Origin of the sequence: Paenibacillus koleovorans NBRC 103111, assembly GCF_004000845.1 — a bacterium.
GTDB classification, from domain to species: domain Bacteria; phylum Bacillota; class Bacilli; order Paenibacillales; family NBRC-103111; genus Paenibacillus_AA; species Paenibacillus_AA koleovorans.
On sequence record NZ_BIMA01000010.1, the window covers coordinates 50601 to 63083 of the forward strand.

Annotated in this window: 9 protein-coding genes; 7 read left to right on the plus strand and 2 right to left on the minus strand. The window is 58.5% G+C overall.

Annotation, left to right across the window (positions count from 1 at the left end; translation table 11 throughout):
- Positions 1 to 238 precede the first annotated feature (238 nt).
- The 6 genes from PKO02S_RS05210 to PKO02S_RS05235 all read left to right on the plus strand — a co-directional run bounded on the left by PKO02S_RS05210 (position 239) and on the right by PKO02S_RS05235 (position 11021).
- Positions 239 to 2275, plus strand: coding sequence for a response regulator (locus PKO02S_RS05210; protein WP_164821305.1), 2037 nt, complete (start codon positions 239 to 241; stop codon positions 2273 to 2275).
- 599 nt (positions 2276 to 2874) lie between these two features.
- Positions 2875 to 3579, plus strand: coding sequence for an ABC transporter ATP-binding protein (locus tag PKO02S_RS05215; protein WP_246066843.1), 705 nt, complete (start codon positions 2875 to 2877; stop codon positions 3577 to 3579).
- The gene (locus PKO02S_RS05220) at positions 3563 to 4603 is read left to right on the plus strand and encodes an efflux RND transporter periplasmic adaptor subunit (protein WP_246066844.1); all 1041 of its coding nucleotides are present in this window, start codon (positions 3563 to 3565) and stop codon (positions 4601 to 4603) included. The genes PKO02S_RS05215 and PKO02S_RS05220 overlap by 17 nt, the downstream gene beginning before the upstream one ends.
- A gap of 33 nt (positions 4604 to 4636) precedes the next feature.
- Entirely contained in the window at positions 4637 to 7552 is a 2916-nt protein-coding gene (locus PKO02S_RS05225; RefSeq protein WP_127580037.1) for an ABC transporter permease, read from the plus strand.
- A gap of 1 nt (position 7553) precedes the next feature.
- On the plus strand, positions 7554 to 8432 hold the full coding sequence (locus tag PKO02S_RS05230) for an ABC transporter ATP-binding protein (RefSeq protein ID WP_127580038.1): 879 nt from the start codon (positions 7554 to 7556) through the stop codon (positions 8430 to 8432).
- Between the two features lie 45 nt (positions 8433 to 8477).
- Complete coding sequence (locus tag PKO02S_RS05235) at positions 8478 to 11021, plus strand: hypothetical protein (RefSeq protein WP_127580039.1); 2544 nt, start codon at positions 8478 to 8480, stop codon at positions 11019 to 11021.
- Positions 11022 to 11090: 69 nt separating this feature from the next.
- On the opposite strand, the gene sugE is transcribed toward PKO02S_RS05235, so the two are convergent.
- On the minus strand, positions 11091 to 11414 hold the full coding sequence (gene sugE / locus PKO02S_RS05240) for a quaternary ammonium compound efflux SMR transporter SugE (RefSeq protein ID WP_127580040.1): 324 nt from the start codon (positions 11412 to 11414) through the stop codon (positions 11091 to 11093).
- Between the two features lie 69 nt (positions 11415 to 11483).
- Positions 11484 to 12068, minus strand: a complete 585-nt coding sequence (locus PKO02S_RS33590; RefSeq protein WP_127580041.1) for a TetR/AcrR family transcriptional regulator — start codon at positions 12066 to 12068, stop codon at positions 11484 to 11486.
- A 156-nt stretch (positions 12069 to 12224) separates the two neighbouring features.
- On the opposite strand from PKO02S_RS33590, the gene PKO02S_RS05250 reads away from it, so the two are divergent.
- Positions 12225 to 12455 (plus strand): YqzE family protein, encoded by a 231-nt coding sequence (locus tag PKO02S_RS05250; RefSeq protein WP_127580042.1) that lies wholly within the window; start codon positions 12225 to 12227, stop codon positions 12453 to 12455.
- Positions 12456 to 12483 lie beyond the last annotated feature (28 nt).

The following is a 12483-nucleotide window of genomic DNA, read 5'->3' on the forward strand; positions in this document are numbered from 1 at the left end:
CAACTGCGCTCAAAAACGAGCTGATTTCGCGTTCAAAGTCTATAAAATAGACATCTGAACGGCGTAAATCGGTGTTTGGTGTACAAATCCTATACATCTGAGACGCGAAAAGGCCGATTTTAGTCTCCAGATGTACAAATCTTCTACAATGGGGCGACGGTCGTTCGGCGCTCAGTCGTCCGCTAAACCCGCCAAGTAGTTACAATAAACTCAATACATGGGATCGGGGAGAAGCAGCATGAATGTGCTAATCGTTGACGATGAGCCGATCATCCGCATCGGGCTGCGCTCGATGCTTGATTGGCGGGGCGCCGGGCTGACGTTGCTCGGCGAAGCGGAGGATGGCGAGGAAGCACTGGCAATCCTGGAGTCGCAGCCGGTCGACCTGCTGGTGACGGATTTGCTCATGCCTCGCATGGACGGGCTGGAGCTGCTGAGGCGGATCAAGGACAGCGGGCGGGATGTCGGCATCGTCGTGCTGAGCTGCCTGGACGATTTCGCCTGGGTGAAGGAAGCGATGAAGCTTGGCGCGAGGGACTACATCCTGAAGCCGACGATGGAGCCCGAGCAGCTGCTCGCCGTGCTCGAGGAGACGCGACGCGAGATGGAGGGGCGGCGGGCCGAGCGGGACCGCGAGCGGCAGTGGCGCCAGGAGCTGCAGCAGACGAAGCAGGCGCAGCTGGCGCTGAGGGTGCAGGCCGCGCTGCAGCAGGGGTGGCCGGATGCGCTGCTGGAGGCGGAGCTGTTCGGCGACGCGGCGCGGGGGTTGGAGCCGGCGGCGAGCGCCGCGGATGCGCCGCCGGGCGGCTCGGTGCGGCCGCTCTACAGCGTGCTCGTCGCTGGAGAGCCGGCTTCGCGGTTGCACGAGCCCGACCGGGACGGGCTCGGCTGCCGTTGCGCCGTGAGGCTGTCGCCGGAGCGGCTGCTGCTGTTGTGCGAGGCCGCGCCGGATACGGCGGCCTCGGTGCTGTTGCCCCGGCTCGAGCTGGCAGCAGCCGAGCCGGCGGGGGTGGACGGCTGGCCTGGCTTGCCGCCGGCCGATTGGTTCGCGAGCGCCGACCGCGCGCCGCTCCGTGATTGGAGCGGGCTGCTGCAGGCGATGGAGCGCCATGAGCGGCGGAGGCAGCAACGCTTCTACATGGCGGAGCCGCCGCGCTGGATGGCGGAGCTGTCGCTGGCGGAGATGCCCGACGGCTTGAGCGGAGCTGTACAGCCAGCTCCGCCTACGGCGCAAGAAGAGGCTCAACTGCAGCCGAAGTCGCAGATGCAGCTGGAGCTGCAGTCGCAATCGCAGCCGCAGTCACAGTTACAGTCGCAGTTAGAGTCACAGCCGCAGTTGCAATCACAGTCGCAGTTGGAGTCAAAGTCGCAGTCACCGTTACAGTCGCAGTTGGAGTCGCAGTTAGAGTCACAGTGGCAGTCGCAGTTAGAGTCACAGTGGCAGTCACAGCCGCAATCGCAGCTGCAATCACAGTTGCAGTTAGAGTCACAGCCGCAATCGCAGTCACAGTTACAGTTGCAATTAGAGTCACAGTCGCAGTTGCAATCACAGTCGCAGTTGGAGTCAAAGTCGCAATCGCGGCTCTTGCCGTTGCCGATCGAGACGCGCAACGACCTGCTCCGCGCCGTCTCGCACGGCAACGCGCCGGGCTTCCGGCACCACGCTCGCGAGCTCGGTGCGCAGCTGGCGGCGGCGCGGCGGCCGCTCGCGGAGGTGACCGCCTTCGCGGCCGAGCTGCTGACGCTGACGCTGAGCTATGCGCGGCATCGCGGCTACCGCCAGCTCGAGCGGCTCGAAGCGCTCGGCGAGGCGGTCCACCCGCTGCTGCGCCGCTGCGGCACCATCGGGCAGCTGCAGGCGCTGTTGGACGCCGTCTACGAAGACTTGGCATCCCGGCCGCTCGGCACCGAGCCCGAAACCGCCAGCGCCGCTGCCTCGGACCGCTCGGCATCCCCCTTCGTCCGCAAGGCGCTGCGCTTCATGCAGGAGCAATACCACCGCAACCTCAGTACGGCGGACATCTCCGAGCATGTCAAGCTAAGTCGGAGCTACCTAAGCGACCTCTATTCCAAGGAGACCGGCGAGTCGCTAAGCGAGACGCTGACGAACATCCGCATGGAGGAAGCCAAGAAGCTGCTTCGTGCCGGAGAGCTCAAAATCTACGAAATCGCCGAAGCGGTCGGCTTTCCCGATGCGAAGACGTTTACCAAAGTATTCAAGCGCGTCGTAGGCTGTTCGCCCAAGGAATATGAGCTTTCGATCATTTCTTCTTAGGTTGGCGTTGTTTGGGGTCGCAACAGCGCGGGAACGGCGAAATAGCGTTAGGCGGGATACGGCACATATCGCTTGTTGCCCGGAAACATGGGGATCCGGGCGACGGGAGCGAAATAAGCTGATGTTAAAGTAGGATCGTAGTATGGCGTGCGAGTAGGGTAGTAGGAGCACAGCCCGACGAAGAGTCTCGGGATTTGTTTCGCCTTACTCTACATAGTATCCAGCCGCCCGTTCCAGCGGCCAAGTAGCCCAATTTTACCCTACATCGCATCGAGTCGACCATTTCATTCGCCACAACACTTAAGTAGTAACTATGCAACTATGCAAACACCTAATTTGCTCCTCTGACAGAGAATGTGGAAGAATAGCGCTACAGGCAAGCATTATTTTCACGAAATGGCCGAATTCCGCTCTTGTGGAGCAATAGCACTTTGGCAGCAGGCATACCTTTGTTTGTATCGCACATTCGAACAAATAGACACCTTTTCTAACAAAAAGGCGTCTGTTTTTTTATTTGGAAACGGGTTACAGTGTAACCAGACTCATACGAGCATCCATAAAAATGCTGCAAAATGATAGTTTTGCAAGGAGGTCGGACAGTGGAAGCAGCTAGAGCAGCGGAGCAAGAGGAGCCTATCGTGCAGGCAATCGGCGTGATCCGGACGTTCGGCCGCGGCACGGGGGCGGTCACCGCGCTGAAGGGCGCCAATTTATCGATCCGCTCCGGCAGGCTGGTCGCCTTGCGGGGCCGGTCGGGGTCGGGCAAGACGACGCTGCTGAACTTGCTCGGGGCGCTTGATAAGCCGACGGAAGGCGCGGTTTATTTTCAGGGCCAGGAGCTTAGCGGCATGTCGGAGAAACACCGGGATTTCATTCGCAGGCGGCATATGGGCTTGATTTTCCAATCGTTCGCCCTGGTCCCCTACATGTCGGCATATGAGAACGTGGAGTTCGGTCTGCGCATCGCAGGGGTGTCGACTCAGCAGTACAGGAGCATGGCGGAAGAGGCGCTCGATTTCGTCGGCCTGAAGGCGCGTATGAAGCATCGCCCGTACGAGCTCTCCGGGGGCGAGCAGCAGCGGGTGGCCATCGCGCGGGCGATTGCGCATCAGCCCTCGCTTATTCTGGCGGACGAGCCGACGGCGGAGCTGGACAGCAAGATGGGGCTGCAAGTGCTGAAGGTGTTCAAGGATCTGGTGCAGCGAGGGATGACGATCATCCTGACGACGCATGATCCGGCGATTATGGAGATTGTCGATCAAGTTTATTCACTGGAGGATGGGATCATTGTCGACGAAGGGTAAATCCGTTTTTTTGAAAACGATTGCATCCGGCATGCTGCTTCTGCTGCTAGCAAGCGGCTGCTCGCTGTCGCCGGAAGAAGAGCAGGCGCTCAAGCCGCCGCTCGTGAAGCCGGTCAAGGAAAACTTCGAAACGTATGACGTGAAACGGGGCACGATCGTCAAGCAGTTGAACGCGACCGCAGTCGTCACTTCCAGCAGCTCGGAGAACTTGTTCTACAAGGAGTCCGGCGGAAGGCTTGCGTCCATCGACGTGAAGCTGGGCGATACGGTACTGCTGGGACAGGTTGTGGCGACGCTGGAGCGTGGCGATCTGGAGAGCCGCATTCGGCTGCAGCAGCTGACGCTGGAGAAGGCGAAGATCGCGCTGGAGCAGACGAAGCAGGATCAGCTCGGGAATGTGAACGCCATCCGGCTGAAGATGATCGACGTAGAGTCGGCGCAAATCCAGATGGATCAGCTGCAAGCGCAGCTCGAACGGACGAAGCTCGTCAGCCCGCTCGCCGGGGTGATTACGTATTTGGACGCCAGTAAGCCGGGTGATACCATAACAGCGTATAAGACACTCGTGACCGTGGCTGATCCTACGCAAGTGCAGCTGGTTTATGAGAACTCGAACACGACGGAGCTGAGCGGCATCCATGTCGGGATGGAAGCCCGGATCAAAATGCCGAACGGCGAAGTGAAGGGCAAAGTGCTGCAAACCCCGGCTACCGCGGCTTATACCGACAACAAAACGCAGGCGGATCGCAACGCACGGACGATTATTTTCGGCGGCGTAGACAATCTCACCCAGCAGGCGAAGATCGGCGCCTCGATCGGCGTGATCGTCGAGACAGATCGGGCCGACAACGTCATCGTTATTCCAAGGCTCGCTTTGCGTTCCTACCTCGGGCGCGATTATGTGCAAATTCTCGAAGGCGAGAGCCGCAAGGAGATCGATGTGGAGCGCGGACTCCAAGGCTCGACCGAGATCGAGATTCGCAAGGGGCTGAAGGAAGGCCAGAAGGTTATCTTGGGCAATTAGGCATATGACTTTTGAAGACAGGAGTTGGGTTTGGTGGCCTTGCTCGTAATGATTTTGCGCAAGATGGCCAAGAACAAGTGGCTCGAGTTCAGTCTGTTGATCGGGCTGATCGTTTCGGTCGCCTTGGCCAGCTCCATGCCGATCTATACGAATGCGATTTTGCAGCGGATGCTGGTTAAGGACTTGGAAATTTTGCAGACCAACTCCGGCTCGTATCCCGGGATCGTCTCCACATTCGTCTATTTGACGCCGGAGCTCGATAAAGTGGTGAATTGGAAAAAGGACCTGGACGCCGCCGATGCGTTTCATCGCAGCCAAGAGTCGCAGTTCGGCATTCCGATTCTGGCTTCCCGTATTCAACGGACTACGATCGGGTATAATCTGGTTCCGTCCGACACGACTCAAGCCGATCCGACCAAAAACCGGTTCGTCGAAATTTCCGCGATGAGCGGGATGCAGGACCATGTGCGGATCGTGGACGGACGTTTCCCTTCAGGCCAGCCGGTGAACGGCGTCTATGAGGTGGCGGTGACGGAGGAGGTGCTGGGCAATCTGCGGCTTGTGCTCGGCAACGAATTTACGGTCGAAGACAAGGAAGTGAAGACTCCCATTCGGTTCAAGCCGGTCGGGGTCATCGATCGCAGCGATTACAACGATGTGTATTGGTCGAGCAATTTGACCGGCTACGATGCTACATTCTTCATGGACTATGACTTGTTCGAGCGAGAAATAACGACGACCGGCAAAATGAATATCATTTATTCCACGTGGTACAAGGCGCTCGACTACTCGCAGCTCAAGCTGGAGCGGTTGACCCAGTTCACGAACACGGTAGCGGGTTTGGAAGCCTATACGAAAAACTATTTCGGCAGCCATTTCAACAACACGGTCAAGGCGGCTTCGGTGCCGATCATCAATACGTACTACGACAAAGAGAAGCAGCTTCGTCAAATGCTCTGGTCGCTGAACTTGCCTGTTATCATCTTGCTCGCCTTCTACTTGTTCATGGTGGCGAATTTGATTACGGAGCGGCAAAAGACGGAAATCGCCGTCCTCCGAAGCCGCGGTGCCAGCCGACTGCAGATCGTGTTCAGCTACTTGGTGGAAGGCGTTCTGCTAGGTGCGGTAGCATTCGCAATCGGTCCGCTCGTCGGGCTGCAACTGACCAAAATTTTGGGTGCGGCTAACGGCTTCATGCAGTTCGTGCAGCGGGCCGCAATCGACGCCAAGCTGAATGAGGAAGCGTATCGCTACTCGCTGATCGCGGTGCTGGCTTCCGTCACGATGACGCTGATTCCGGTGCTGAATGCGACCCGTGCCTCTATCGTCGGTCATAAAGCATCGATGGCGCGGCAGCTGAAAATGTCGTTCCTGCACAAATCGTTCCTCGACGTCCTGTTGATGGGCGTATCGATCTACTTGCTATTCTCGTTCCATCGCCGGATGGAGGACCTGGTCGCGCTCGGGCTCGATGCGAAGGACTTGAAGATCGATCCGCTGCTGTTTCTGGTCCCGGCTTTGTTCATGCTATCCATGGGACTTCTGCTGCTGCGGGTGTACCCGTTCTTCCTGCGGCTTGTGTACTTGATCGGTCGCCGCTGGTGGCCGCCTTACCTGTACTCCGCGCTGCTCCAGGTGGGAAGATCGGCGACGCAATACCAGTTCATCATGGTATTCTTGATCTTGACGCTGGCGACCGGATTGTATAGCTCCAGTGCGGCCAGGACGATGAACCAGAACATCGAGGATACGCTGCGGTATAAAAATGGGGCCGATATCGCTTTGCAGACGAAGTGGGAAAACGACGCTCCGCCTACTGACATGGAGATGGGAGGCGCTGGCGCGGCCATATCCACAACGCCGAAGAAGATCCAATACACGGAGCCGCCTTTTCTGCCCTATACGCAGTTGCCTGGCGTCGAAGCCGCCGCTCGCGTATTCAGTAAGAAGGATGCGGTGCTCACGGTGGGCAAGGAAACCACGGCCATCCAGCTGATGGGCATCGATACCGACGATTTCGGTCGGACCGCATGGCTTCGCGATCAGCTGCTGGACCACCATTTCTATGAGTATTTGAATTTGCTGGGCTCGGATCCGAAGGCGGTGCTGATCTCCAAATCGACGGCTGATCAGTATAAAGTCAATGTCGGCGATACGATCGCACTTAGCTGGAGCGGCATCAAGCAGACTAGCTTCCAAGTGTACGGCATTATCGATTTCTGGCCGAGCTGGAATCCGAACCCGCCGTCGAATGCGGCGCTGAAGACCGTCACAACTGGCAGCGGCTCGAGCACGGCTAACAAGGCGGTTCCGAAAGTGAAGCTGCCGATGCTCATCGTCGGTCATCTGTCGTATATCCAGAACAACTTGGCGTTGGAGCCTTACGGTGTTTGGATCAAAATGAAGCCGGACGGCACTAGCAAGGAGCTGTACGCGGCCATGGAAGAGAAGATGATGCCGATCGTCGGCTTGACCGACACGAGACAGCAGTTGATCGCCGCCCGCAACGATCCGTTCAATTTGGCGATCAACGGCGTTATGACGCTTGGCTTCTTGATCGGCATCGGCATCAGCTTTATCGGATTCCTGCTCTATTGGGTGCTGTCGTTGTACGGACGCATCCTGCAATTCGGGGTGTTCCGGGCGATGGGCCTCTCATTTCGGCAAATTATCGGGATGCTGGGGGCCGAGCAGCTGCTCACATCCGGCGCGGCCGTGCTGATCGGGGCGGTCACGGGGACGCTGACGAGCTCGCTGTTCGTGCCGTTCTTCCAGCTGACGTTCGATCCGAGCACGCAAGTGCCGCCGTTCCGGGTCACCTTCCACTGGCTCGATCGCGTGAATTTGTACAGCATCGTCGGTGTCATGATCGTGATCGGCCTGTTCATTATCGGGTTCATGCTGTCCCGCATTAAAATTCATCAAGCCGTCAAGCTGGGGGAGGACTAGCATGATCGTTTGCGAAAATTTGGTGAAAATTTACAAAGTGTCCGATCTCGAGGTCGTCGCGCTGCAGGGACTCGACCTGCAGATCGACGAGGGCGAGCTGACGGCGATCATCGGCAACAGCGGCAGCGGCAAGTCGACGCTGCTCAACATGCTCGGCGGCCTCGACCGCCCGTCGGCCGGCAACCTGCATGTGGACGGCAAAGATTTGCTGAAGTTCACCGAGAAGGATCTGGTGAAGTACAAACGCGAAACCGTCGGCTTCGTCTGGCAGAACAACGCGCGCAACTTGATCCCGTACTTGACGGCGCTGGAGAATGTTGAGCTGCCGATCCTGCTTCAGGGGCGCCGCCGCCGGGAACGCGCGCTCGAGCTGTTGGACGCGGTCGGGCTGAGCCATCGTTCGAAGAACAAGCTGAGCCAGCTGTCAGGCGGCGAGCAGCAGCGCGTGGCGATCGCCATCGCGCTCGCGAACAAGCCGCGGCTGCTGCTCGCCGACGAGCCTACCGGCTCGGTCGATACGAAGATGGCGAACCAGATTCTCGATCTGTTCCGCCATCTGAATCGGACCATCGGGCTGACGGTCGTCATCGTCACGCACGACCCGCTGCTCGCCAAGAAGGTCGACCGGGTCGTCGCCATCCGGGACGGCAAGACGTCCTCGGAGATGGTGCGGCTCCGGTCGTATGCCGACGAGCTCGCCGACTTGGAGAAGGGCGTCGAGGCGCAGGAGAAGGAGTCGCATATTGAATATGCGGTTGTGGACAAGGCGGGCCGGCTGCAAATTCCGTCCGGCTACCTGGAGTCGATCGGCGCGGCCGGCACGAAGCGGGTGCGGGTGCAGGTCGAGGACGGCAAGATCGTGCTGCTGCCGCCGGAGTGAGACTTGAGGCGGCGAGGCTCTATTATGGAGAAGGGAAGAAGCTGGATGAAGCGTCGGTTAGTGCAACGTATGTTTACTGCGGCAGTCGTCATGGCGCTCGTGATGAGCCCGACGATGCCCGTGTTAGCGGATGGAGGAGAGGAGGCCGCCGTTCATGAGAAAATTGCGCAAGCCTCGTCCATCGGCTCCGTCTATATCGGCCCGAGCAGCTACTTCGAGCTGCTGCAGGCGAGTCTGGCACCGGGCGAGGAAGGCAGAGTCGTCACGTTCAAGATCAGGCTGCATAATGGAGGGACTGCCGACCTGTCGCTGATCGATTACTGGCTGCGTCTGCAGACGACGACGGGCCAGGAATTCGCCATCAACCTGCTGCCTCGGGACAAGGATAAAAATCGCGTTCCGGCGGGCGGCAATGAGGAGCTGACCTTCTACGCGAAGGTTGGGCCTACGACTTCTCTTCAGGATCTCGTCTTCCGCTTCATTCAATGGGACTTCTCTGCGCCTAGATTCGAACGCAGCCTGGGCCAAGTGTCGGTGCCGTGGGATTACAGCTTGCTGACGCAAGCGGACGAGCGCCGAATCGTCGATGTAGGCGGGACGCGGCTGAAGACGGCGGTATCGCGTGTGACCGTAGGCCGCGGAGCCGAAGATTATTACGTGAGCCTGACTTACCGGCTTGAGAACATCGGGAGCAAAAGCGCGACGCTGCCGGGTTATTCGTACGCCATCCGCACGTCGGAGGGGCTCTTGTACCCGCTGGACGGCTCGGGGGCGAAGGATCTGGCGATTTACCCGAGGGCGGCCAAGGAAGTTCGGCTGACGGGGACGATCCCCGTCGCTGTGCCGCAGGACGGCTGGGAGCTCGTCGTGACGGAGACGGAGCCGACGGCGAAGATCCAGCTGCCGGTCGCCTTCTATGTGCTGCCGGCCAGTACGACAGAGGACGTATCGGTCCCTACTGGCGGCAAGAAGGTCGTCGATGTGAACGGCCTCCCGCTCGCCCTCTCGATCGGTCGGGTATCGATGAGCAAGAATGACGTGAACTACAAGGCTACCGTTTATTTGCGCCTGGAGAACCAGGGCAATGAAGTCGCTCGAGTGCCCGGATATGCCTTTATCGTGCGCACCGGCGAAGGGCTGTCCTACCCGGCAACGGCGGCGGGAATGAGCAATTTGTCCATTCTTCCGCGCAGCGCCAAGGATGTGACGCTGAACGTCAGCATCCCGGTCGGCGTGGCGGCGGACAAGCTGGAGCTCGTCGTGAACTCGCCGACATCCGCCGGCAACGGCGGCGGCTCGGGCACGGGCGCCGCCGACTCGCGCTTCGAGTACCCGATCGCGGTATTCGAGCTGCCGAGTCCGACGACGAATGAGGGCCAGCTCGGCGGCACGAGCGAGTTCTCCAACAAGAGCGGCGTCTACGCCCTGACCTTCAACAGCATGCAGCGACTGCCTTGGGAGGAGACCGACATCTTGAGCGCGGATCTGACACTGACGGGCAGAGGCAGCTCTTCCTTGCCGATCCCTGCGCTGAGCGGTTACTTCCTGCTGGACGGGGCGATTCAAGTGCCGGCCAAAATCGTACAGACGGATCGGCTCATCTCCTTGGCCAAGGATGGAGCAGTAAATCTGCAGCTCTATGGCTCGATTCCTTACACCTACGCTTACTCCGATCTCAAGCTGATCGTGCAAGAGAAAGTGTCGGAGACGGAGACGAACGATCTCGCCGAGTTCAAGAACGAGGCCGACGCGATGACGATGCCGGTCATCGCGACATCCGACACCCACACGATCGACGCGGTCGGACGTCAGGCGGGACTGAGCATCCGCAGCTCGCGAACGTACAGCGGTGTCGACTCCAGCCTGTTCACCGTACAGCTGAATGTGGAGAACCGCGAGAAACGGTTCACGAACGTGGGCAAGCTTGTCGGTTACTTCAAGACGAAGGACGATCTGATGTTCCCGGCCACGATCTCCGAGGTGAAGAAGAAGATCAGTCCGATGGGCAAGGCCGTCTTGCAGGTGTCGGCGAATTTGCCAGCGGGGTTCGATACGGCGAGCATGCAGCTTATTCTCGGGGAAGGCGTGAAAGACGCCAGGCTCGCAGAAGGCGCGGATGCGCCGAACGCTTATGTCAATGCGGTCACCTTCAACATTCCAGGGGAAAGCAGTAAGGTGCAGGAGGGCTTCAACAGGCTCGACTTGTTCCCGTACACGCTCTCGATCGGCAAGCTGTCGTCGACAGCCGTGACGACGAGCCAGTTCGCGCTTTCGTTCGAATATACGCTTTCGAAGAACATGTTTGCGGAGTCGAGCGGGGAAGAGCATCAAGTCATCGTCGAGTTTTCCGACCCGGCTGGCGGCCTGTCCTTCTCCCAGACGTTGACCCTCGACAAATCCACCGACCCGGAAGCCGTCGGCAACCTGGCGGTCGGGCAATATACGAAGACGATACTCAAGAACGACCCGGCGCTGCTGGCGCGTCTTCCCTACTTGAGCAGCTACAAGATCAACGTGTACGACCAATTCCTCGGCCAAAAGAAGCTGATCGCTTCGCAGACGATCAACTGGTTTGTAACGTCGGAATAATAACGACCTTAGAAAAACCGTCCGAAAGATCGAAGATCGCCGGACGGTTTTTTGCTGCGCATACCTATTTTAGTGTCCTCCGGCCGTAACTTTCAGCCCCACGATGCCGGAGATGATCATCGCCATAAACAAGAATCGTGCGAAATCCCGCGGCTCTCCGAAAAGCACCATGCCGAGAATGACGGTGCCGACGGCGCCGATTCCGGTCCAGACGGCGTAGCCGGTGCCGATTGGCAATGTTTTGAGCGCGAGCGACAGGAACAGGAAGCTGACAATCATGCCCGCCCCGGTCCACACACTCGGCCATAGCCTCGTGAACCCATGCGTATATTTCAGTCCGACCGCCCACACAACCTCGAACAAGCCGGCGATGAACAAGTACAACCAAGCCATTTTCCCCACACCCTTTATCTAGTCGATATCATTTAGCTTCTCACATCGAGCCCATACCACTCGTGCTGTTTATTGGGCGGCAATCCCGGCCCAATACAGCTTCCAAATGTCCGGCAGCCGCTTCCCGAACTCCTCTGCGCCGTAATAGTGCGTCTGGATAAACGTCCCGTCCATCAAACATAAGAAGGAGGCGATGAGCTGTTCCACATCGATCGACCGCAGCGTGCCATCCGCCACTCCCTCCTCGAACAGCGAGCTCAGCAGCCCGCGCAGCGACTGTTCGGCTTCCAGAAACCGCCCTTGAATCTCTTTGCGCATATAAGCAGGCGGGAAAAACAAGGACCGCTTCAGAAAGGTGCTCTTGACCTCGCTCAGCGTATAGTCCCCGCACGATTCTCGAATGACCGCGAACAGCCGCTCCTCCAGGCTCGAATGTCCGGCAGCTTCTATCGCCACCCGCAGATGCTCCGTATGCTCTCTGGCGATATCGTCGAACAGCTCCATGAACAGCGTCTCCTTACTGTCGATATGCGCATAGAGGGAAGGGGTCTTGATGCCGACGGCCTTGGCAATTTCCGACAGAGCCGTCCCGTCGTATCCTTGCAGCGCGAACAGGCGAATGGCTTCTGACTTAATCGTCTGACTTGGCGGCATATTGCTACCTCATGCTCCTTTCATTAACCTAACGAACGTTAGTTAGAATTTATTCTGTTTATTATAGTTCCTCAGCGCCAATTTGACAATACCCGGATTATCGAGCGTCCGGAACGGTTAGACTGAGTAGGGTGTGGGAAAGGGGAGATGGATTGCATGGCGAATAAAAGCGAGGATTTGATCAAATACATTACCGAGCAGGTCGTTACGTATATCGATACGCCGGCCGAAGTGCGTAAGGAGACGAGGAAAGCGCAAAAGGACACACGCGAGCCGTGGGTCAGCCGCTGGTTCGGACAAGTGCCTTACGCAATTTCGCTCTGGCTGACTGACTGGAGGAGCCGCCGGCAGGCAAAAAAAAGGACACCCTCGCATGAGAAGCGTTGAGGGTGCCAAAGTATATATAAAAGAGGAG